This window comes from Micromonospora sp. NPDC126480, from assembly GCF_040302465.1.
Classification (GTDB): Bacteria; Actinomycetota; Actinomycetes; order Mycobacteriales; family Micromonosporaceae; genus Micromonospora.
On the sequence record NZ_JBEORU010000006.1, the window covers coordinates 218275 to 238268 of the forward strand.

Annotated in this window: 21 protein-coding genes and 2 tRNA genes; 12 read left to right on the forward strand and 11 right to left on the reverse strand. The window is 73.4% G+C overall.

Annotated elements, in window-relative coordinates; translation table 11 throughout:
* The first annotated feature begins 310 nt into the window (after positions 1 to 310).
* On the forward strand, positions 311 to 682 hold the full coding sequence (locus ABTW87_RS08480; RefSeq protein WP_350649810.1) for an antibiotic biosynthesis monooxygenase family protein: 372 nt from the start codon (positions 311 to 313) through the stop codon (positions 680 to 682).
* A 78-nt stretch (positions 683 to 760) separates the two neighbouring features.
* Here the strand turns inward: ABTW87_RS08480 and ABTW87_RS08485 are convergent, their stop codons facing one another.
* On the reverse strand, positions 761 to 2383 hold the full coding sequence (locus ABTW87_RS08485; protein WP_350649812.1) for an FAD-dependent monooxygenase: 1623 nt from the start codon (positions 2381 to 2383) through the stop codon (positions 761 to 763).
* A gap of 200 nt (positions 2384 to 2583) precedes the next feature.
* Between ABTW87_RS08485 and ABTW87_RS08490 the strand changes: the two genes are divergently transcribed.
* From ABTW87_RS08490 to ABTW87_RS08500, 3 genes are read left to right on the forward strand one after another with little or no spacing between them, the layout of a single operon-like run.
* Entirely contained in the window at positions 2584 to 4242 is a 1659-nt protein-coding gene (locus tag ABTW87_RS08490; RefSeq protein WP_502891550.1) for an acetyl-CoA carboxylase carboxyltransferase subunit alpha, read from the forward strand.
* Positions 4233 to 4727, forward strand: a complete 495-nt coding sequence (accB, locus tag ABTW87_RS08495) for an acetyl-CoA carboxylase biotin carboxyl carrier protein (RefSeq protein ID WP_350649816.1) — start codon at positions 4233 to 4235, stop codon at positions 4725 to 4727. The genes ABTW87_RS08490 and accB overlap by 10 nt, the downstream gene beginning before the upstream one ends.
* A gap of 22 nt (positions 4728 to 4749) precedes the next feature.
* Positions 4750 to 6126 (forward strand): acetyl-CoA carboxylase biotin carboxylase subunit, encoded by a 1377-nt coding sequence (locus ABTW87_RS08500; RefSeq protein ID WP_350649818.1) that lies wholly within the window; start codon positions 4750 to 4752, stop codon positions 6124 to 6126.
* A 92-nt stretch (positions 6127 to 6218) separates the two neighbouring features.
* Here the strand turns inward: ABTW87_RS08500 and ABTW87_RS08505 are convergent, their stop codons facing one another.
* From ABTW87_RS08505 to ABTW87_RS08535, 7 genes are all read right to left on the reverse strand, one after another.
* Positions 6219 to 6605, reverse strand: coding sequence for a SchA/CurD-like domain-containing protein (locus ABTW87_RS08505; protein WP_350649820.1), 387 nt, complete (start codon positions 6603 to 6605; stop codon positions 6219 to 6221).
* Complete coding sequence (locus ABTW87_RS08510; protein ID WP_350649822.1) at positions 6605 to 7339, reverse strand: SDR family NAD(P)-dependent oxidoreductase; 735 nt, start codon at positions 7337 to 7339, stop codon at positions 6605 to 6607. Before ABTW87_RS08510 ends, ABTW87_RS08505 begins: the two co-directional genes overlap by 1 nt.
* Before the next feature lie 52 nt (positions 7340 to 7391).
* Positions 7392 to 7730: an antibiotic biosynthesis monooxygenase family protein gene (locus tag ABTW87_RS08515; protein ID WP_350649824.1), complete on the reverse strand. Its 339-nt coding sequence runs from the start codon at positions 7728 to 7730 to the stop codon at positions 7392 to 7394.
* Positions 7730 to 8455, reverse strand: a complete 726-nt coding sequence (locus tag ABTW87_RS08520) for an SDR family NAD(P)-dependent oxidoreductase (protein WP_350649826.1) — start codon at positions 8453 to 8455, stop codon at positions 7730 to 7732. The genes ABTW87_RS08515 and ABTW87_RS08520 overlap by 1 nt, the downstream gene beginning before the upstream one ends.
* A gap of 20 nt (positions 8456 to 8475) precedes the next feature.
* A complete protein-coding gene (locus ABTW87_RS08525; RefSeq protein ID WP_350649828.1) occupies positions 8476 to 8955 on the reverse strand; it encodes an anthrone oxygenase family protein in 480 nt (159 codons plus the stop codon).
* Positions 8956 to 8986: 31 nt separating this feature from the next.
* Positions 8987 to 9241, reverse strand: a complete 255-nt coding sequence (locus tag ABTW87_RS08530; protein ID WP_350649830.1) for an acyl carrier protein — start codon at positions 9239 to 9241, stop codon at positions 8987 to 8989.
* Positions 9242 to 9338: 97 nt separating this feature from the next.
* Positions 9339 to 10892, reverse strand: a complete 1554-nt coding sequence (locus ABTW87_RS08535; protein ID WP_350649832.1) for a peptide MFS transporter — start codon at positions 10890 to 10892, stop codon at positions 9339 to 9341.
* Between the two features lie 239 nt (positions 10893 to 11131).
* On the opposite strand from ABTW87_RS08535, the gene ABTW87_RS08540 reads away from it, so the two are divergent.
* The 4 genes from ABTW87_RS08540 (at position 11132) to ABTW87_RS08555 (ending at position 14570) form a co-directional block, all read left to right on the forward strand.
* Positions 11132 to 11755 (forward strand): PadR family transcriptional regulator, encoded by a 624-nt coding sequence (locus ABTW87_RS08540; protein WP_350649834.1) that lies wholly within the window; start codon positions 11132 to 11134, stop codon positions 11753 to 11755.
* A 97-nt stretch (positions 11756 to 11852) separates the two neighbouring features.
* Entirely contained in the window at positions 11853 to 13076 is a 1224-nt protein-coding gene (locus ABTW87_RS08545; RefSeq protein ID WP_350649836.1) for an FAD-dependent oxidoreductase, read from the forward strand.
* Positions 13077 to 13209: 133 nt separating this feature from the next.
* On the forward strand, positions 13210 to 13686 hold the full coding sequence (locus tag ABTW87_RS08550; RefSeq protein WP_350649838.1) for a toxin-antitoxin system HicB family antitoxin: 477 nt from the start codon (positions 13210 to 13212) through the stop codon (positions 13684 to 13686).
* A 68-nt stretch (positions 13687 to 13754) separates the two neighbouring features.
* Positions 13755 to 14570, forward strand: a complete 816-nt coding sequence (locus ABTW87_RS08555) for a DUF4097 family beta strand repeat-containing protein (RefSeq protein WP_350649840.1) — start codon at positions 13755 to 13757, stop codon at positions 14568 to 14570.
* A 76-nt stretch (positions 14571 to 14646) separates the two neighbouring features.
* Here ABTW87_RS08555 and ABTW87_RS08560 read toward each other — a convergent pair whose 3' ends face one another.
* The gene (locus ABTW87_RS08560) at positions 14647 to 14916 is read right to left on the reverse strand and encodes a DUF6458 family protein (RefSeq protein ID WP_350649842.1); all 270 of its coding nucleotides are present in this window, start codon (positions 14914 to 14916) and stop codon (positions 14647 to 14649) included.
* A gap of 152 nt (positions 14917 to 15068) precedes the next feature.
* Here ABTW87_RS08560 and ABTW87_RS08565 point away from each other — a divergent pair.
* Positions 15069 to 15141, forward strand: a tRNA-Gly gene (locus ABTW87_RS08565).
* A 39-nt stretch (positions 15142 to 15180) separates the two neighbouring features.
* Positions 15181 to 15255: transfer RNA gene (locus ABTW87_RS08570), tRNA-Val, on the forward strand.
* Between the two features lie 99 nt (positions 15256 to 15354).
* Here the strand turns inward: ABTW87_RS08570 and ABTW87_RS08575 are convergent.
* Positions 15355 to 16749: a hypothetical protein gene (locus tag ABTW87_RS08575; RefSeq protein WP_350649844.1), complete on the reverse strand. Its 1395-nt coding sequence runs from the start codon at positions 16747 to 16749 to the stop codon at positions 15355 to 15357.
* A 215-nt stretch (positions 16750 to 16964) separates the two neighbouring features.
* Here ABTW87_RS08575 and ABTW87_RS08580 point away from each other — a divergent pair, with 215 nt between their 5' ends.
* A complete protein-coding gene (locus tag ABTW87_RS08580; protein ID WP_350649846.1) occupies positions 16965 to 17957 on the forward strand; it encodes an NAD-dependent epimerase/dehydratase family protein in 993 nt (330 codons plus the stop codon).
* A gap of 21 nt (positions 17958 to 17978) precedes the next feature.
* Here ABTW87_RS08580 and ABTW87_RS08585 read toward each other — a convergent pair whose 3' ends face one another.
* The gene (locus tag ABTW87_RS08585) at positions 17979 to 18953 is read right to left on the reverse strand and encodes an Acg family FMN-binding oxidoreductase (RefSeq protein ID WP_350649848.1); all 975 of its coding nucleotides are present in this window, start codon (positions 18951 to 18953) and stop codon (positions 17979 to 17981) included.
* Positions 18954 to 19164: 211 nt separating this feature from the next.
* Here ABTW87_RS08585 and ABTW87_RS08590 point away from each other — a divergent pair, with 211 nt between their 5' ends.
* Positions 19165 to 19803: a response regulator gene (locus tag ABTW87_RS08590; RefSeq protein WP_350649850.1), complete on the forward strand. Its 639-nt coding sequence runs from the start codon at positions 19165 to 19167 to the stop codon at positions 19801 to 19803.
* Positions 19804 to 19994: the final 191 nt, after the last annotated feature.

The window sequence follows — 19994 nt, forward strand, 5'->3', positions numbered from 1 at the left end:
ATGCGGGTTGTGCAGGGCCGACGGAATCGCATGTGTAGGCATGCAATCTATTGTCACCCGGCACTTCTGGACAAAAACCGGCGTCGATACCGTCCCTTTTGCGCCCCTGATGAATATCGCGCGGACCCCACCATTTTCGGCCCCCCGGCCGGCGTCCGGCCACAGTCGAGTAGGCCTCGAGTTCGCGCCGGCTGGGAGGGGTCGCACCCAGCCCGGCTTCAGTCGCGCCCCAGCGGGGCGGGGTGTGCTGTGCCAGCGGCCCGCAGCGGGTCGCCGCCACGTCGTGGCGCGCGAGGGAGGGGTGGCCCGCATGTCCGACCAGCCGACACGGCCCGCGTCCGACGAGGCCGGACCGGCGGGTGCCGCACCCGCCGGGACGCACCGGGTCCGGGTCCTGGTCTACGCCGCCGCGCCCACCGGCGAGCCCGACGCGGTGGCGGCCGCGTACCACCGGATCAGCCGTGACCTCGCCGGGACCCCGGGACTGCTGCGCAACGAGCTGCTCCGCGCGGCCGACGACGACCGCGCGTTCGTCGTGATGAGCGAGTGGGCGAGCCTGGAGGCGTTCCGTGCCTGGGAGGCCGGGGCCGCACACCGGGACACCACCGCGCCCCTGCGCGACTACCAGCGGGTTCCCGCGCCGCGCCCGTTCGGCGTCTACCAGGTCACCGCCACGTACTGATCCGGTGGGCGCGCGGGATCGCCCACCGGATCAGTAGCCGGTGCCGCGCGCGGTCCGCACGGACCGCGCGCCTCCGCGTCAGCCGGTCCGACCCAGCACCGTACGCAGCGCCTCGCGCAGCGCGGCCGCGGGATCGACGGGGTCCCGCGAACACCAGGCCACGTACCCGTCCGGGCGCAGCAACGTCGCTCCGGCTGTGTCGTACCGGGCCGCGAAGACACCCTCCACGTCGACCAGGTCCGCGCCGGCCGCCGCCGGCCCGATCCGGTACGCCCGCAGCGGCACCGACAGCTCCCGCGCCACGAGCGAGCCGACCCCGTCCCAGCGGACCGCGCCGTCCCCGGTCAGCAGCACGAACGCGTCGTGGCAGAGGTCGTGCACCGAGATGCGCTCCCCGCCCCGGTCCAGCCACAGGTGCGGGGCCCGCAGGCCCGGCTCGGCGCGGGTCGCCAGCTCCCGCCCGTACACCGGGTCGGGCCTCGCGCCGACGGTCGCCGTCGACCGGTACCGCTGGCCCAGCGTGCAGAGCACGTCGTCGACGTCCTCGGTGCCCGGGTCCTCGCCGAACCGGGCCCGCTGCCGGGCGACCGTGATGTCCGCCAGGGCGAGTGCCGCCGGCCGGCGCTCCGCCTCGTACGTGTCGAGCAGGCCCTCGCCGGCCCACCCGCCGAGCACGGCGGCCAGCTTCCACGCCAGGTTGTGGGCGTCCTGCACCGCGGCGTTGGCGCCCATCGCCCCGGCCGGTGGCCAGACGTGGGCGGTGTCGCCGACGAGGAACACTCGTCCCGCCCGGAACCGGTCGGCCACCCCGACCGCCTCCTCCCACGCGGCGACGTCGAGGACCTCGACCGGCCGGTCGGTCCCGAGGAACGACCGGGCCAGCTCCCGGCAGCGCTCCGGGGTGAACGACGACGCCGGCGTACGGGCCGGGTCGAAGCTCACGCTCATCGCCCACTGGTCCGGGACCGACGTGGTCAGGAACGACCCCAGCCCGATCTCGTCGTTCACCACGATCCAGAACATCGCCCGCTGGCGGACGATCCCGGTGAGGTCGGCCCGGACGAGGAACGTCACCCAGTGCTGCGTGACGCCCGGCCCGGCGCGGCCGATCCCGACCGCCTCCCGCGTGCGGCCCCGGAAGCCGTCGGCGGCGACCAGGTAGCGGCACCGGACGGTACGGCGCTCCCCGGTCGCGACGTCCTCCACGACCGCGGTCACACCGTCGTCGTCGGCCGTCACCGAGCGGCACCGGGTGCCGAACCGGATGTCCGCCCCGCGGGCGCGCGCCGCGTCCACCAGGATCGGCTCGACGCTGCGCTGGTCGGCCATGACGAACTCGGCCGGGGTCAGCTCCGGCAGCGGTTTGCGGGTGTCGTCGGCCAGCAGCCACGTCCACTCCCCGCTGAGCGTCTCGCAGCGGACCACCCCCGCCTCGTCGTCGAACGGGCGGCCCGCCCGCCGGATCGGGTCCTCGACACCGAGCGGCCGGTACAGCTCCATCGTGCGCTGGTTGATCCCCCGCGCCCGGCCCTGCACCGAGATGCCCGGGTGCCGGTCCACCAGCACCGACGCCACCCCGTGATGGGCGAGGAACAGCGACGACGCCAGGCCGGCATAGCCACCGCCGACCACCAGGACGGGGGTCGTCTCGTCGTACGTGTCGGCGGCGGGCTCCCGCCGCGCCGTCCGGTCACTCGGCATCCGCGTCCTTCCTCTCCGGCGGCCGCCGGCCGCCCGTACGCCGGACCAGCCCGGAGGGGGCCGGGCCCGGACAGCAGGATCAGGGCAGGGCCTCGAGAGCCGGTGGACTGGATCGGGCCCGCCGGCCCGGCCGCGGTTCAGTCCGCTTCCAACACGCGTTGAGGCCGCGCCGGCACGCTGCCGGAGTGACCGTTCCGACCCTGTCCCCACCCGCGCCGGAGTGGGTCAGCTGCGGCACCTGCCGGGGCCTGACCTACGGTCCGCGCTTCGACCGGGACCTGCGGGTGTGCCCCGGCTGTGGCCATCACAGCCGGCTCACCGCCGGTCAACGTATCGAGCAGCTGCTGGATCCGGGATCCGTCCAGCCGCTGGACCAACCGGAGGTGAGCGAGGACCCGCTCGGCTTCGTGGACTCCCACCCGTACCCGGACCGGCTGCGTGCCGCACGCGGAGCCACCGGTCTGGGCGAGGCGGTCACCTGCGTGACGGGAACCCTGATGGGGCACCCGCTGGTCGCCGCCGTGATGGACTTCCGGTTCCTGGGCGGCAGCCTTGGCGTCGGGGTCGGCGCGGCCATCACGGCCGCCGCCGAGACCGCCCGCGAGACCCGCCGTCCCCTGCTGCTGGTCACCGCCTCCGGCGGGGCCCGCATGCAGGAGGGCGCGCTCGCCCTCATGCAGATGGCGAAGACCAGCCAGGCGATGGCCGAGCTGGACGAGGCCGGGATCCTGACGATCTGTCTGGTGACCGACCCGACGTACGGCGGGGTGGCGGCGTCCTTCGCGACGCTCGGCGACGTGGTCATCGCCGAGCCCGGCGCCCGCATCGGCTTCGCCGGCCGGCGGGTGATCGAGCAGACGATCGGCCACGAGCTGCCGGAGGGCTTCCAGACCGCCGAGTTCCTGCTGGCCCGGGGCCTGCTCGACGCGGTGGTCGCCCGGTCGGCGCTGCGCCCGACCCTCGCGCGGCTGCTGGCCGCCGCCGCACCGGGCGCGCCGGCGGCCCCGGCCCCGAGCCGGGTACGCCTCGTCCGGGACCCCGCCGAGTTGCCGGTCCGGGCGGCCGCCGACGTGGTGACGGCGGCGCGGCACCCGCAGCGTCCCACCACTCTCGACTACATCGCCCAGGCCTTCGACGACTTCCTGGAGCTGCGCGGCGACCGGGGAGCGGGCGACTGCCCCGCGACCGTCGGCGGGATCGGGCGGCTGGCCGGCCGGCCGGTGGTCGTGATCGGCAGCCAGAAGGGCCGGGACACGGCCGAGCGGATCCAGCGCAACTTCGGCATGGCGCTGCCGGAGGGCTACCGCAAGGCCGCCCGGCTCATGCGCCTCGCGGCCAAGCTGGGCCTGCCGGTCGTCACTCTGGTGGACACACCGGGCGCCCATCCGGGCGTGGACGCCGAGGAGCGCGGCCAGGCGTGGGCGATCGCGGAGACGATCCGCCTGATGTCCGGGCTGCCGGTACCGATCGTCGCCGTGGTCACCGGGGAGGGCGGCAGCGGCGGGGCGCTGGCGCTGGCCGTCGCCGACCGCGTCCTCGCCTGCGCGGGCGCCATGTACTCGGTGATCAGCCCGGAGGGGTGTGCCGCGATCCTCTGGAAGGATCCGGCGGCCGCGCCCCGGGCCGCGGCGGCGTTGCAGATCGGCGCGCGCGACCTGCTGCGCCACGGCATCGTCGACGCGGTGGTGCCCGAGCCGCCCGACGGCGCGCACGAGGACCCGGTCACCGCGGCGGACCTGCTCCGGGCCGCGCTGATCGAGTCCCTTCAGGAGATCGCCGCCGTCGCGGCGACCGATCTGGTGGCTGGCCGCCGGCGACGGTTCCGGCGGTTCGGCACCGAGGAGTCGACATGGGCATGACCAACGAGACGACCGACCCGACCGCCCACGGCATCGACGAGCTGTGCCGGCAGGCGACGCAGCTCGCGCGTACCGCACCGGCACCGCTGCGCAGCGTCCGGGTACAGGCCGGTGAGCTGCTGGTGGCGCTGGAGTGGCCGGAGAACCCGGCGGCGGCCGCCCCGCCGGCCGCCGGGGTGGTCACGGCGGCGGCGCCGGCCGAGCCGGCGGAGGCGCCTCCGCCGGACGGCACGTTCGCCATCACCGCGCCGCTGGTCGGCACCTTCTACCGGGCCCCGTCGCCGGGCGCGCCGCCCTTCGTGGAGGTGGGCCAGGACGTGGCGGCGGGGCAGCAGGTGGCGATCGTCGAGGCCATGAAGCTGATGAACCCGGTGGAGGCCGACCGCCCGGGCCGGGTCGTCGAGGTGAGCGTGACCGACGGCACCGCGGTCGAGTACGGCGAGGTGCTCTTCGTTCTGGCGCCGCCCGAGGCGGCCGCGCCGTGACGCGGACCAGGAGGTAAGACACGTGTTCTCCACCGTGCTGATCGCGAACCGGGGCGAGATCGCCCTTCGGGTCGCGCGTACCTGCCGGGAGATGGGCATCCGGACCATCGCGGTCTGCTCCGACAGCGACCGCGACTCCGCCGTGGCCCGGTACGCGGACAAGTGCGTCCGCATCGGACCGTCCGCGGCCCGGCTCAGCTACCTGAATCCCGCCGCCATCGTCACCGCCGCCCTGCAGAACGGCGCCGAGGCGGTGCACCCGGGCTACGGGTTCCTCTCCGAGGACCCGGACTTCGCGGAGATCTGCGAGGCCAACGGGCTGACGTTCATCGGTCCACCGGCCGCGCTGCTGCGCCGCCTCGGGGACAAGGCGCAGGCCCGCGAGATCGCCCGCGCGGCCGGCCTGCCGGTGCTTCCCGGCAGTTCCCGCTCGCTCGCCTCGCTTGAGGAGGCGCGCGAGGTGGCCGCGCTCATCGGCTATCCGGTGATCATCAAGGCGACGGCGGGCGGCGGCGGCCGGGGGATGACCGTCGTCCGTGACCCGCGCGAGTTCGGCCGCTCCTGGGCGCGGCTGCGCGCGGTCGCCCAGGCCACCTTCAACGATCCGCGCCTCTACCTGGAGAAGTTCCTGGAGAACGCCCGGCACGTGGAGGTGCAGGTCCTCGGCGACGGCGCGGGCGACGTCATCCACCTGGGGGAGCGGGACTGCTCGGTGCAGCGGCGCCGCCAGAAGCTCGTCGAGGAGACGCCCGCGCCCGGCCTGCCCGGCGAACTGGCCGAACGGATCCGTGCCGCGGCGGTGTACGCGGCACGGGAGGTGAACTACGCCGGCGCCGGCACGTACGAGTTCCTCGTCGGCGACGACGGCGACTTCGTCTTCATGGAGGTCAACTGCCGGATCCAGGTGGAGCACCCGGTCACCGAGCAGGTGACCGGCATCGACCTGGTCCGCGAGCAGTTGCGCGTCGCCGCCGGGTACGGGCTGTCGGTCACCCAGGAGGACGTGCGCCCGCGGGGGGTGGCCATCGAGGTCCGGGTCAACGCCGAGGACCCGGAGCGGGGCTTCCTGCCGACGCCGGGTGTGCTCGACGAGTTCCTGCCGCCGAGCGGTCCGTTCGTGCGCGTGGACACGCACGGCTTCCCGGGCTTCCGGGTCACCGCCGACTACGACCCGCTGCTCGCCAAGGTCACCGTCTGGGCGCCGGACCGGCGTCAGGCCATCGAGCGGGTCGACCGGGCGCTTGCCGAGTTCCGGGTGGCCGGCCGGGGCGTGCACACCACCCGGGACTTCCTGCGCCGCGTGGTGGCGCACCCCGTCTTCCGGGCCGCCAAGCACACCACCGGCCTGGTCGACGAGATGGCCGTGGAGGACGCCGAGCGGCTGCGCCCGGCCGGCTGACACGAGGCGACGAGGGCCCCGTCCGTGGCGGACGGGGCCCTCGTCGTGGAGCCGGCGGGCGGCGGACCGGGATCCGGTCCGCCGCCCGGTGCTCAGTTCGGTCGCGGGGGTACGTACTCCTCGCGGGACAGCTGCGAGATGCACCGCATGGTGGCGTTGCGGAAGTACGTCTGGAAGCCCTCGGTCGTCTTCGTGTCCCGCTGCTCGGCGAGGTACGGGGCGAGCTTGCTCTCCAGCGTGTGCACGCCCTGCTGCGTGGCCATGTGCCGGCCGATGGCGGCGAAGTCGCCCTGGTAGTGGATGACCCGGACCATCAGGTCGTCCCGGATGAACACCGCGGTGCCGAGCAGCTCGCCCACCTCGGTGCCGTCCTCGTCGCGGAGCACCGGCGAGTCCACCCGCCGGAAGTTCGCGAAGATCTCCGCGATCTCCTCCTCGTGACCGGGCTTCACCCGGTAGGTGATGGCGGCGTAGGGCATCAGATTCCTCCGTCCACGTGCAGGATGCTCCCGCTGACGTAGCGGGACTCGTCGCCGACGAGGAAGAGCACCGGCCCCGCCACCTCGTCGGGCTCACCCAGCCGGCGCAGCGCGGTCATCGCCTTGATGAGCTCCGCTACCGGCGGCGGGGGACCGCCCCCCGGCTCGGTGACGATGACCCCCGGGGCCACCGTGTTGATCCGGATCCCGCGGTCGCCGACCTCCCGGGCCAGCGAGCGGGTCAGCCCGACCAGGGCCGACTTCGACGCCGCGTAGTGCGCGCTGTGCGGGCGGCCCCGCAGTGCCGCCGACGCGCCGACCAGGACGACCGAGCCGCCGTCGGCGAGCAGCGGCAGCGCCGCCTTCGTCACCAGGAAGGCGGCGGTCAGGTTGATGTCGACGACCCGGGTCCACTCCTGCGGGGTCAGCTCCGCCAGGGAGGCCCGGCCGTCGACGCCGGCGTTGTTCACCACGGCGTCCAGGCCGCCGAGCGCCTCCCGGCAGACCTCCAGCAGGCGGGCCACGTCCTGCTCGTCGGTGACGTCGGCCTGGACGACGCGGTGACCGGCGCCCTCCTTCTCCAACTCCCTGGCGAAAAGCTCGGCGTGCTCCCGGTCGTGGCCGTGGCACACCACCAGGCGGGCGCCGGCCCGCGCGGCGGCCAGCGCGGTGGTCCGGCCGATGCCGCGCGTGCCGCCGGTGATCAGGATCCGTTTCGCGGCGAGCGAACCCACGTCGGTGCCTCCCTTCGTCGTGCCGGGGCGGGGCGGGCGGTCGGGACCCGGGTCACCGGGCGGCCGCCGCGCCGGTCATCCCGTACACCACGCGCATGGTCGTCATCGACCCGCCGGAGCGGTACGGGTGCAGCTTGGTGCGGTGTTCCACGTGCGCATCGCTGTGCTCGAACTCGCGGAAGCGCGGCTCGTCGACCCAGTCGCTGACCACGTAGTAGACCGACTCCTCCTCGGTGCTGCGGGACAGCCAGTGCCCGAGGTTCGCGGGGTGCTGGACGATGGTGCTACCGACGCGGTGCCAGGTCTGCTCGAACTCCCGCTCCATGCCGGGGTGGATGTTCATGCGCAGCATGACGCGGAAGACCTCGGACCGGTCCTCGACGGCGGCCATCAGATCCCCCCGTCGACGTTGACGGTCTCGCCGTTGACGAAGCTCGCGCTGTCGCTGGCCAGGAACCGGACGACCGAGGCGATCTCGTCGGCCGCGCCGAGGCGGCCCAGCGGGATCAGGTTCTTGTAGCGTTCCAGCACCGCCGGCGGCGTCTCGGTCTCGGTCTGCACCGGGCCGGGCGCCACCACGTTCACACGGATGCCCTGCGGGCCCAGCTCCTTGGCCAGCGAGCGGGTGAGCCCGATGAGGCCGGACTTGGCGGCGGTGTAGTGGGCGCGCAGCGGGATGCCGACGGTGGCCACCCGCGAACCGACGTTGACCACCGACGCACCCGCGCCGAGCAGCGGCAACGCCGCCTGGATCACCCGCGCGGCGGCGGTCAGGTTGCTGTCGACGACCGACCTGAACTCGTCCAGCGGGAGCTTGGCGAACGGCACGTGACTGATCACGCCCGCGTTGTTCACCACCGCGTCGAGGCGCCCGAACCGCAGCCGGGCCTCCTCGATCAGCGCGGTGACATCGTCGTCCTTGGTGACGTCGGCCCGCACCACGTGGTGGGTGCCGGGGGTGGCCTTGAGTTCCTCGACGAGGCTGCCGACCGCCTCGCTCTCCGTCCGGTAGCAGGTCACGACGTCGGCTCCGGCGCGGGCGAAGGACAGCACGATCGCCCGCCCGATGCCCCGGCTGCCGCCGGTCACCAGCACTTTCTTCCCGGCAACGTCCACGGTGTCTCCTTCCCAGGGATTCAGGGGCCCGCACTGGCGCCGAGCAGCAGCGCCACGGTCCCCACGTTCACGACGAACGCCAGCACGGCCAGGGCCGTGCGCAGCAGGTTCCAGTTCCGCCAGCGGACCCGCGGGTCCGTGTGCGCCCAGTCGGCGGGCGGGCGCCGCGGGTCCAGCGACATGACGTACCGGTTGATCGGCACGTTCTTCACCACCGAGATCACCATCACGATCAGCAGCAGGGCGGCGGCGGCGCCGAACAGTGTCCGGGCGGTGCCGTCGTCGACGACGGCGACGAGGACCAGATCCAGGACGCAGGCCGTCGCGTTCAACGCCGGCATCAGCGGGTCGTACCGTTTCCAGAGGAACTGCACGGTCCCGACGTACGTCTGGTACGGCACCGCCAGGCTCATCGGCGCCAAGCCGATGACCGTCGACACCATGACCCCTACCGCCACCCCGTTGGCCAGCAGGGCGACCGCCACCAGCAGCGGGGTCACGTCGACCCGCCCGCGCCGGCCGGTCGCACGGTCATGGCACCACCACGTGCCGGTTGACGTAGTCGATGAGGCGGGCCGGGGTGGTCAGCTCCGTCACGTCGTCCTCGCGGACCTTCACCCCGTACTCCTGCTCGATGCGGGCGGTCAGCTCCAGCACCGCGAGCGAGTCGTACCCCAGGTCCTGGAACTCCAGTTCGCCTACGTCGCCGTCGAGGTCGACCGACTCGTCCACGCCGGCGCTCTCGCGCAGCAGCCGCCGTACGTCGTCAAGGTTGATCTTCGTCACCACTGGCCCCTTCCCTGCCCGGCCGGCCCGGTCCGGGCCGGCTCCAAGGTTTTCGGCTGCACGTCGAGCCCCCGTGGAGGCCCGCTGGACGGGCGGGTCACCGCTGGCCCGCCGGGCGGGCGGCGCGCGACGCGGGCGCCGGCGGGGCCGGGCGCGGCGCGTCGTCGACGAACGGCGCGCCCAGGCGGCGGCGGAACACCATGAACAGCGCGCCCACACCGAGCGACACCACGGCGAGCGAGAGGTAGTACACCGGCCCGGAGAGCACGTCGATGAGCGCCGCCACCTGGCTGCTCAGGCCGCCGCCCAGCGCGGCGAACAGCCAGTAGACCCCGATCGCCTGGCCCAGGAAGGCCCGTGGGACGAGGTCGGCGATGGCGCTGATGCTCACCGCGGCCACCACGATCTCGCCCAGGGCGTGCAGCAGGTAGACCGAGAGCAGCCACAGCGGCGAGACCAGGTCGCCGTCGGCGGCGAACGCCGCCGCCCCGGTCATGATCAGGAAGCTGACGCCGGCCAGCAGGAGCCCGAAGGCGAACTTGTCCGGTACGGCGACGCGCGCGCCGATCCGGGTGAGCTGCCAGGCGATCAGCGGCGCGAGCAGCAGCATGAACAGCGGGGTGGCCCCCTGCAGCCAGCTCGCCGGGAAGGTGAAGCCGAAGACGGTACGGTCGGTGGAGTCCTTGGCGAACAGCGTCAGCACCGAGCCGTCCTGGCCGGCCAGCAGCCAGAAGATGGTGGCGGCCAGCATCAGCCGCAGCATCACCGACAGCCGCCAGCGGTCGTCCCCGGTCAGCTCGGGGTGGCGGCGCAGCCGCCGGTACGCGCCCCAGGGCGCGGCAATGAGCAGCAGGCCGACGATGCCGAGCGCGGCCTGCGGCGGGACCACCCCGGCGCTGAGGCCGACGACAAGCAGCAGCACGAGCGCGCCGACGACTGGGAGCAGGCGGCGCAGCAGGGTACGGCGTTCGGCCGGCGACAGCGGGCGGGACCGGTGGGCGCCGGCCGTGCCGAGGGCGCGTCGCCCGGCGGCCGTGGTGAGTACGCCGACCGCGACGACGGCGCCGATCGTGGCGAAGGCGAGCCGGAAGCTCACCCGCTCACCGATCGCACCGATCACCAGGGGCGCCAGCAGGCCGATCGCCTGGATGCCGACGAAGAACGCGGCGAGCGTCGCCTCGCGCCGCCCCGGGGTGCCGGCGAGCATGTTGACAAGTGCCTGGTGGTTGGGCTTGAACAGGCCGAAGCCGGCGGAGATGAACAGCAGCCCGAACAGGGTCAGCGGGGAGGGCGGCAGTGCGAGGGTGAAGCAGCCGACGGAGATCAGGGCCAGCCCGGCGACCATCGCGCGTTGCTGGCCCAGGACGCGGTCGGCGAGCCAGCCGCCGGGCAGCGCGAACATGAACGTGATGCCGATGAACGCGCCGAACAGGGCGGCGCCGCTGCCCGCGCTCAGGCCCAGCCCGCCCTGGTCCCGTGGCGCGACGGCGTACAGCACCAGGACGGCCTGCATGCCGTAGAAGCCGAACCGTTCCCAGAGTTCCGCGACGAAGAGGCTGCGGAACCATCCACTGGTGAACAGTCGGTCGGTCGGGTCGGTGCGGGGCGGCGCTGCGGCCGCCGCGGCGGGCGACCGGGTCGTGTCCACCATGGCAGGTCACCTCCGGCTCTAGGGCGAACGGGCCCCAGCGTCGGGCAGTCGCGTCGTGCCCGGATCGAGCGTCGCTGGACCCGGACTCGCGGGTTGCCGGTCGGTCCGGCCGCCGGTTCGAGCCGCCGTCGGCCGGGGCCACCCACACTGTTGATCACTGTGCGCATCCCGGCGACCGCGGATGGTTGACACCGAATGGTCGATCCTGGATAGTCGACATCGACCTTTGGGAGTGCTGAGTGGAGCGACGTCGTCGCGTGCCGAACCCGTTGGCACTGGCCGTTCTCGCCTGGCTGCTCCTGGAGCCGATGCACCCCTACGAGCTGGGGCGCCGGCTCCAGCAGAGCGGCAAGGACCGACACATCAAGTACACGCGGAGCTCGCTCTACATGGTGGTCGAGCAGCTCACGAGGGCGGGCTTCATCGTCGAGCGGGAGACGGTGCGCGAGGGTCAGCGGCCGGAGCGCACCGTCTACGAGATCACCGACGAGGGGCGTCACGAGTTCCACGACTGGCTGCGCGCGCTGCTGGCGCAGCCGCGGGAGGAGTACCCGCACTTCGCCGTCGCGCTGTCGCTTCTCAGCCTGCTCCCACCCGACGAGGTCGTCGAGGTGCTGCGGAAGCGACTGGCGGCGTTGGCCACCCGGATCGACGAGAGCCGTGCCGCCACCGCCGAGGCGCTCGACCGGGGCGTCGAGTGGTACTTCCTCGTGGAGGAGCGGTACGCGCTCGCGCTGATGGAGGCGGAGCGGGCGTTCGTCACGGAGCTGATCCAGTCGCTGGCCGCGCCGGGCTACGTGAACTCCTGGCGGGAGGCCATGGGCAAGCAGAGTGACGTCACCGAGACGCCACAACACCCTTGACTGACATCATGTTTGATGTCAGTGTGAAGTCACGCAACGGATCCAGTCGTTTACCGGGCCACCTGAGGCCCGGGCAGGAGACCATGGGGAGTCGCACATGACAGCCGCAAAGAGGGCGCTCGTCATCGGGGGTGGCGTCGCCGGCCCGGTGGCCGCGATGGCGCTGCGCAAGGCCGGCATCGTGGCAACGGTCTACGAGGCGTACCCCTCGGCGGCCGACGGCATCGGTGTCACCCTGACCCTGGCCCCGAACGGCGTGGCGGCGATGGGGCTGATCGGGGCCGACGACGCCGTCCAGTCGATCGGCCTGCCGATGCCCCGGATGGTGGTCAGCGACGGCTACGGGGTGCGGATCGGCGAGTTCCCGCCACTCTCGGTCCAGCCGACCATGCTCGGGCTGTGGCGCGACGAGCTGTCCCAGGTGCTGCACGAGCGGGCCGAGGCGCAGGGCGTGCCCATCGAGTACGGCAAGCGCCTGGTGGACGCCGAGGAGACCGCCGACGGCATCGTCGCCCGCTTCGAGGACGGCACCACCGCGACCGGCGACGTCCTGATCGGTTGCGACGGCGTGCGCTCGCGAGTGCGTACGTTGATCGACCCCAACGCGCCGAAGCCCGAGGTGATGCCGCTGCTCAACTTCGGTGCGGCCGCCGACTACGCGGTGCCGGACGCCGACCCGGACGCGATGTACTTCGTCTTCGGCAAGAAGGCCTTCTTCGGGTACTGGGTGCAGCCCGACGGCCGGACCGCGTGGTTTGCGAACGTGCCGGACAGCCGTCACATGACGTACGCCAAGGCCAACGAGATCTCGGCGGGCCAGTGGATGCGCGAGCTGCGCGCCACCTTCGCCGACGACGTGCCGGCCCGCCAGGTCGTCGAGCACACCGACCCGGACACGCTTGTCGCGATCGGGTCGATCGAGAGCATGCCGTCGGTGCCGCACTGGCACCGCGGCCGCATGGTGCTGGTCGGGGACGCGGTCCACGCGCCGTCGCCCAGCTCCGGGCAGGGTGCCTCGATGGCGACCGAGAGCGCCATCCAGGTGGCCCGCTGCCTGCGGGACTTCGACGACCTGCCAAGCGCCTTCGCCGCCTACGAGCAGCTGCGCCGGGAGCGGGTGGAGAAGGTGATCCTGCGGGGGAAGCGCACCACCAACAGCAAGACGGTGGGTCCGTTCGCCAAGACGATGATGCGGCTCATGATGCCGCTGGCGTTGAAGACCTTCCTCAACCAGGAGCGCACGCTCGGGCCCGAGCAGCGCTACCGCATCAACTGGGACGCCCCGGTGACGTCGGAGGTGCAGGTGCCCGTCCGGGCCTGAGGGCGTAGGGACGCGCGGGGCGGCCGGCTGGCGGGGTCGGCCGCCCCGTCGCGCGTTGGCGGGCAACCTGAATGACGTCTTCATGACGTCATATATCCTTGACTGACGTCAGAGTTGACGTCATACTAGTGTCATGAACCTCGCACCGTACCTCGCCGAACTCGACGCCGCGCTCACCCGCACCGCGGCGGCCGGGAACGACGAGACCCGCCGCATCGCCGAACTGCTGGCCGCCGCACTCGAACCCGCGGCCCGGCTGGCGCTGCTCACCGCCCTGTCCGACCTCGCCGCCGAGGTCACCGAACGGCTGGCGGGGCCGGTCGTGGAGGTCCGCCTCGACGGTCGCGACGTCGCGGTCGTCGTCAGCGACCTTCCCGAGGTGGAGGAGCCCACCCCCGAGCCGCCGACGCCGGAGGCGTCGGGGGAGACCAGCCGCGTCACCCTCCGGCTGCCGGAGGAACTGAAGGTCCGGGCGGAGGAGGCGGCAGCCGCCCAGGGGGCCTCGCTCAACACCTGGCTCGTGCGGTCCGTGCAGGAGTCACTGGAGCGGCGACCCCGGGCGTCGCGCGGCTTCGTCCGCAGCCGGGTCAGCGGCTGGGTCGTCGGCTGACCCGCAGATTCCCGTCCCACCGACCACGCGGTGCACCGGCGCCGCCCCGACCGAAGGAAGGGTCCGCCATGGCTGACATCGACTCCACCGTCCGCATCGAATCGTTCAACTGCCCCGAGCCGGCCGACATCCAGGTCCACCTCAGCAGCGGCGAGGCCCTGGTCGAGCTTGTGGAGTCCGACGCCGTGACCGTCGCGGTGTCCCCGGTGTCCGGCGACAGCCCGGCCGACGTGATCGCCGACGTGCTGCGCGGCACCACGGTCCACTTCACCCGTGGCCGGCTGGTCGTGCAGCCGCCGCGGCGGCGCCTGCGTCCGGTGCCGGTGCGGGTCGTCGTCCGGGCCCGTCCGGGCTCGAAGATCCAGCTGACCGGCAGCGACGCCCGGTTCACGGTGAGCGGGCGGGCCGGCTCGCTCGAGCTCCAGTCGAGCGCCGGCGGCCTGACCGCCGACCGCGTCGACGGCAAGTGCAAGATCCGGAACGGCGACGGTTCGCTGCGCCTGGCCGAGATCGCCGGCCAGCTCGACGCCCGCATCGGGCAGGGGCACGTCGAGATCGGTCGAATCGGTGGCGGTGGTGCCCGGGTCACCAGCGGTGCCGGCACGGTGAGCATCGGCACGGTCGAGGGTGACCTGTCGCTCACCACCGGCGCGAACCGGATCGCCATCGCCGAGGCCGTGTCCGGCCGGATCCAGGTCCGCACCGGGCCGGGCTCCATCCGGGTCGGCGTCCGCCCGGGCGTCACCGCCCGCGTCGAACTGTCCAGCCGAAGCGGTACGGCCCGCAGCGACCTGCCGGTCAGTCAGACCGCGAGCGGCGGCGCGGTCCTGCGGATCGAGGCCGCCAGCACCAGCGGCGACGTCGTCGTGACCACGGCGTCCTGACGGACGGGTCCAGGACAACCAGGGGTGCCGGCCACCGGTGGCGGTGACCGGCACCCCCGGCCTCGCAACGGTCGGGTCAGAGCGGCGGCGTGACGTCGCGGCGCTCCTCAACCCGCCGGTACTCGACCGGCTCCTCGACCCGCCGGTACTCGACCGGCTCCTCGGCGGTGCTGGCCACCGAGCGCCGGCGGCCCCACACCAGCGTCGTCATGATCAGGCCGAGCACGCCGGCGGCCATCAGGATCCAGCCGACCACGTCCAGGTTGACGCCGGCGAGCGTGGCGTCCAGGGCGAAGGTGAGAATCGCGCCGAGCGCGAGCAGGAAGATGCTGGTGCCGATACCCACGACAGCCTCCTTTTGCAGGGGATGTGTGTGCTGTCGTCGATGGTCTGTACCCCGCCGCCCACCTGCGCAACCCCGCCCCGGCGGGGGCAGCCGGCCGGGCGATCTTGACCATCGGGTACAGTGGTGGGGTCGCCGGGGCCCTCTGGCGACACGCGGACGTAGCGCAGCTGGTAGCGCATCACCTTGCCAAGGTGAGGGTCGCGGGTTCGAATCCCGTCGTCCGCTCGCGATCCGCCCGCCGGCAAGCCGGTTCCGGGTGGCCCGGGGCGATTGGCGCAGTGGGAGCGCGCTTCCTTGACACGGAAGAGGTCACTGGTTCAAACCCAGTATCGCCCACCAGGATGAACGGAAGGTCCGGCGCCGTCCCCGGCACCGGACCTTCCGCCGTCCGCGTGGGCGGTCGCGGCGGTCACACCAACCCCCACCCTTTGTCGGGGGTCAGCGCACCGCCGACCGCAGGTGCGCCGCCCAGCCGGCCTCGAAGTCCGCGTACGACACCCCGAGCACGTCCCGGGTCACCTCGTCGACCGGTGCGCCCCGGTAGTGCTCGGCGACGAACCGGTAGACCTGCTGCTCGCCGTGGCGCTCCGCGATATAGCTCATCGCCGAGTGGCCGAGCCAGTAGTGGTAGCTCAACCGCCCCTCCGACTTCCAGGAGGCGTTCCCCGGCAGCCGCTGCCGGTAGTCGTACGAGCGCAGGATCTTCTTCGCCTCGCCGGTGCGGTCGCTGCGGGTGAACGGCTCCCGGCCGTGGGCGAGGTACTCGGCGAACCCCTCGACGACCCAGTTCTCCGGGCCGTCCAGCGTCGTCGCGCCCGGGCCACGCTCCAGGAGCACGTTGACGACGGCGTGGGCCACCTCGTGCCGGAAGATCTCCAGCTCCCGGTCGCCCTTCGTGAAGTGGTACTCGTCGGCCACGTCGATGACGATCCGGCTGGTGGCCACGTCCCGCCCGGCCGTGCCGTCGATCGCCCCGGCCGGCGGCACCGGGATCGCCACACCGGACTCGACCGGCGTCTCCTTCGTCGTCCGGTACAGCGAGCCCAGCTCCTTCTTCCCCTTCACCAGCGAGATGACGAAGCCGTCCGGGACCTCGGCGGCCACCCCGCCGGCGCGCCAGGCGGCGAGATCCTCCGCGGCGGCGCGCTCGGCCAGCGGCGCGTACCGCTGCGCCTCGGCCTTCAGCGACTCGTCCGCGATGACCACGGTGTGCGGGGTCTTCGCGACGTGGATGGGGCGCCCCCGGTCCCAGGGCGCGGGGTAGTAGGTGGTCATGTCGCGACCCTCATCGGCGGGCAACCCACCACCCACGTCGGTGACCCTCAGCGGGGCGTTCCCGCCGGTGCGGGTGACCGTCCAGCGGTACAGCTCCTCCACCGGTGCCCGGTCCGCGCCCTCGAACCGGTGCACGAACGACACCGTGACGTCGAAGGTGCCCTCGTCCGACGGGGTGGCGCCGAACTCCTCGTACCGGGCCTCGGCCAGCGGCAGCTGCGTGAGGTTGTGGAAGAGGGTCGTCTGGCGGGCGACCAGGTCCTCGTCACTTGGGTCGAACGGCGCGAGATACGCGGCGAGATCCCGCTCCGCCAGGGCCCGGGTGTGCCCGGCCAGCAGGGTGTCGATGTCGTCGGAGCCGGCGTCGGTGGTGGACCGGCCGAGGAGGGCCGACACGGCGACCACCGAACCGGCCACCAGGACCAGCAGCACCACGCCGACCACGCCCAACGCGATCCACAGCCCGCGCCCGGACCGGCGGGGCGGTGGCGGCGGGGTGGGCGCGTGCGCCCACGGCGGGGCAGGGGGACTCGGGACGGAGGGGTGACCCTCGGCCATGGCAGATCCTCGCTCGTGTCGAAGTCGGACCGGAGGACGGTCCACGAGCGACCGTTCCCCCGACAGGCTCGCGTCATTATTCCCGCCCGCGTGGTCACCGTCCGTCCCGGCCCGGCGACGCGACCGCCCGTCCGGCGCGTGGTTCTGCCGTCGGCAGATCCGCTGAGGGTGAACGGCGCTCCCGGCGTGCGCCGGCCGCCGGCAGAGTGAAACGCATGAGACTGCTGGTGCTGGGTGGTACGGGATTCGTGGGCGGGGCGACGGTCGGCGAGGCGGTGCGTCGCGGCTGGTCGGTGACGGTGTTCAACCGGGGCCGCCACGGCACGGTGCCGGCGGGCGTGCGCCGGCTGCGGGGCGACCGCACCGTCCCGGACGGGCTGGCCGCCCTCGCCGGTGGCGAGTGGGACCTGGCGGTCGACACCTGGGACGGCGCGCCGCGGGTCGCCCGGGCGTCGGCGCGGGTCCTCGCCGGGCGGGTGGGGCGCTACGCCTACGTCTCCAGCGGATCGGTCTACGCGGAACCGGTGGCGCCCGGGTCCGCCGAGGAGGCCCCGGTGGTCGACGCCGCGCCGGACGCCGACGACGCCGACTACGCGGCCAACAAGGCCGGCGCCGAGCGGGCCGTGCGCGAGGTGTACGGGGAGAGCGCGCTGATCGCCCGCGCCGGCCTGATCCTCGGCCCCGGTGAGGACATCGGCCGGCTGCCGTGGTGGCTGCACCGGATCGCCCGGGGCGGGGATGTGCTGGCGCCCGGTCCGGCCGACCTGCCGCTGCAGTACGTCGATGCTCGGGACCTGGCCACCTTCCTGCTCGATCCGGTGGTGCCCGGCGGCACGTACAACGTGGTCAGCCGAACCGGGCACACGACGATGGGTGAGCTGCTGGCCGCCTGTGTCGCCGCCACCGGGTCCGACGCCCGCCTGCGCTGGACCGACCCCGAGCCGATCCTGGCGGCGGGCGTGGTGCCGTGGAACGACCTGCCGATCTGGATCCCGGCCGGGCATCCGTACCGCTGGCTGCAGGAGCGCGACGTCAGCCGTGCGTACGCGGCCGGCCTGGCCTGCCGTCCGGTGGTCGACACCGTCGCCGACACCTGGGCCTGGCTGCGGTCGGTCGGCACTGTGCCGCCGCGTGCGGGGCGCCCGCAACGCGCCGCGGTCGGCCTGGACCCGGCCCGCGAAGCGGCGCTGCTGCCGGCACCGCGCTGATCCCGTCCACCTCGGGCCCGCTCAGCCCTGCGTGATCGGCAGGTCGAGCATCTCGTCGACGTTGCGGCGGGGCGTCGGCCAGCCGGGCTGGCCGAAGCCGATCCGCATCACCATCTGCGGGGTCCCGAAGCGGCCAAGCGACAACCGCAGCTGCTCGCGGGCGCTCGGCACCTCGATCGGTTGGGACAGCATCGACACCGCGAGCCCCGCGTCGGTGGCGGTGAGCAGCACCCGCTGCAACGCCTGCCCGGCGACCACCTGGTCGACGGCGGTGTTGCCGGGGGAGCCGAGCACCGCGACGAGCGGTTCGGGCTCGAAGTCCCGCCCGGGCGCCCGGTTCCGGCCGCCGAAGGACCGCGACGGCAGCAGGTCCTGCGGCTCGCTCTGCGGGCCGCCGGAGGCCACCGGCACCCCGTCGGGGGCGGGCTCGGCGCGGATCCACTCCTCCCGCTCGGCGCGGTACGACGGGTCCCGCTCCAGCACCTTGTGGGCGCTCCGGGCGATCTCGGCGAAGGCGTTCACCGCGCTCATCCCGATCAGCAGTTCCAGCCAGGCGCCCTCGGCGCGGGCCGCCTCGGCGAGCCGCCAGCGGGCGTCCGCCGGCACCGGGTCGGGCCAGAACGGGGCACGGTTGCTGAACCGGCGGGGGATGGCCGCGTACAGGGCCTGATCGGCCGGGGTGGGCCGGCGCGGCACGTCCGGGACCAGCCGGGCCACCACGTCGGGCTCGGCCGGGTACGGGCGCAGCCGCACGGTCGCCGGCACCCCGGCCACGGCCAGCGCGACCCGCAGGTTGAACAGGGCCGCCCCGCAGGCGATGCGCATCCCCCACCCGCTCGGGTCAGTTGCCGGCAGCCGCCGCGACGGGTCGCCCAGCACCTCGATCCCCCCGTCACGCAGGCGGAACCGCCACGGCTGGGTGTTGTGCAGCGAGGGCGCCCGTACGGCGTCGGCGGCGGCGGCGCGCAGCTGTTCGACGGTGTAGCCGGCGTCCATGGTGCCCTTCCCTTCCCCCTCGGCGGTCCCCAAACCGCCCGTCGGTGGTGCACCTCCACATTCCGTCACCGGCTGCCCACCACCCAGGGCCGGACGTCCCGTCCCACCAGGACCCCCCGCCCCACCCCCTCCGGCGGAACCGGGGAGCGTAGGCCCCGGGTAGGGACCTTTGGCCCGTGCGAGGTGTGGCGGGGCGAGGTAGAAACGAGGGATGATCCGCGTGTTCCTGCTCGACGACCACGAGGTCGTCCGTCGTGGCCTGGCCGACCTGCTCACCGCCAGCGGTGACATCGAGGTGGTCGGCGAGTCCGGTCTGGCCCAGGAGGCGGCGCGCCGCATCCCGGCGCTCCACCCCGACGTGGCGATCCTCGACGCGCGGCTGCCCGACGGCAACGGCATCGACGTGTGCCGCGACGTCCGGGCCGTGGACTCGTCGATCAAGGGCCTGATCCTCACCTCGTACGAGGACGACGAGGCGCTCTTCGCCGCCATCATGGCCGGCGCGGCCGGGTACGTGCTCAAGCAGATTCGCGGCACCGACCTGGTCGACGCGGTCCGGCGGGTGGCGGCCGGGCAGTCACTGCTCGACCCGGCGATCACCACCCGGGTGCTGGAGCGGATCCGCAGCGGCGTCGAGCAGCCCCGGGAGCTGAAGTCGCTGACCGAGCAGGAGCGGCGGATCCTGGAGTACGTGGCCGAGGGCCTCACGAACCGCGAGATCGCCGGCAAGATGTTCCTCGCCGAGAAGACGGTCAAGAACTACGTCTCCAGCGTGCTGGCGAAGCTCGGCCTGGAGCGCCGCACGCAGGCCGCGGTGCTCGCCACCCGGCTGCTCGGCAAGACACACTGACCCCGGCCGACCACGGCGGCCACGGGTGGCCACGCAATCAAGCTCGATCCATGAAGTAGTGGCCTCCCGCACGCCGCGAGGCCACTACTTCCGCCTCAACGCCGTTGCGTTAGGGCTGTGATCGGCGGGTCAACCCCTGCTGGATAGTGGGAACGGGACTCCTGGTAGATCAACTTGTGTCGAGCAAGAAG

Excerpts from the sequence above, each read along its gene's own strand:
- ABTW87_RS08480 (WP_350649810.1), top strand. The coding sequence starts at position 311 with ATGTCCGACCAGCCGACACGGCCCGCGTCCGACGAGGCCGGACCGGCG.
- ABTW87_RS08485 (WP_350649812.1), bottom strand. The coding sequence starts at position 2,383 with ATGCCGAGTGACCGGACGGCGCGGCGGGAGCCCGCCGCCGACACGTAC.
- accB (WP_350649816.1), top strand. The coding sequence starts at position 4,233 with ATGGGCATGACCAACGAGACGACCGACCCGACCGCCCACGGCATCGAC.
- ABTW87_RS08505 (WP_350649820.1), bottom strand. The coding sequence starts at position 6,605 with ATGCCCTACGCCGCCATCACCTACCGGGTGAAGCCCGGTCACGAGGAG.
- ABTW87_RS08515 (WP_350649824.1), bottom strand. The coding sequence starts at position 7,730 with ATGGCCGCCGTCGAGGACCGGTCCGAGGTCTTCCGCGTCATGCTGCGC.
- ABTW87_RS08535 (WP_350649832.1), bottom strand. The coding sequence starts at position 10,892 with ATGGTGGACACGACCCGGTCGCCCGCCGCGGCGGCCGCAGCGCCGCCC.
- ABTW87_RS08545 (WP_350649836.1), top strand. The coding sequence starts at position 11,853 with ATGACAGCCGCAAAGAGGGCGCTCGTCATCGGGGGTGGCGTCGCCGGC.
- ABTW87_RS08550 (WP_350649838.1), top strand. The coding sequence starts at position 13,210 with ATGAACCTCGCACCGTACCTCGCCGAACTCGACGCCGCGCTCACCCGC.
- ABTW87_RS08555 (WP_350649840.1), top strand. The coding sequence starts at position 13,755 with ATGGCTGACATCGACTCCACCGTCCGCATCGAATCGTTCAACTGCCCC.
- ABTW87_RS08575 (WP_350649844.1), bottom strand. The coding sequence starts at position 16,749 with ATGGCCGAGGGTCACCCCTCCGTCCCGAGTCCCCCTGCCCCGCCGTGG.
- ABTW87_RS08580 (WP_350649846.1), top strand. The coding sequence starts at position 16,965 with ATGAGACTGCTGGTGCTGGGTGGTACGGGATTCGTGGGCGGGGCGACG.
- ABTW87_RS08585 (WP_350649848.1), bottom strand. The coding sequence starts at position 18,953 with ATGGACGCCGGCTACACCGTCGAACAGCTGCGCGCCGCCGCCGCCGAC.
- ABTW87_RS08590 (WP_350649850.1), top strand. The coding sequence starts at position 19,165 with ATGATCCGCGTGTTCCTGCTCGACGACCACGAGGTCGTCCGTCGTGGC.